At 54.5% G+C, this 319-nt stretch carries 1 pseudogene; it reads right to left on the reverse strand.

The features are described 5' to 3' along the window. Nucleotides 1–319, reverse strand: a pseudogene (locus ACTHSP_RS23350) ([protein-PII] uridylyltransferase); the annotation flags it as partial.

The raw sequence follows: 319 nt of genomic DNA on the forward strand, positions 1-319 counted from the left end.
GGTTTGGGTAAGGCCGGTGCCGTGTTTGAAGAATTGGATAAAGCGGCGGCGGTTTTCTGGATTTTGGGTGAAACGGGTGTTGATTTTTCGTGTGGCCGCCCACCATGCGCGCAGGGTTTGCGGCTCGATGGTGGTGATGTTTTGCTCCTGCATGGTTTGGATGATGGTGAAGATGTGTTCGGGATTTCGCTCGAACAGGGCAAGATCGTTGGCGGCGATTTGGTGGCCGATGCGTTTGTAGCGGCTGTCGATGGGGTGGATATGTTGGGGACGGCTGGAGGTTTGATGGTTTTTGAGAACCGGAATGAGGATGCCGTTG

The organism is Neisseria sp. P0001.S005, from assembly GCF_051963715.1.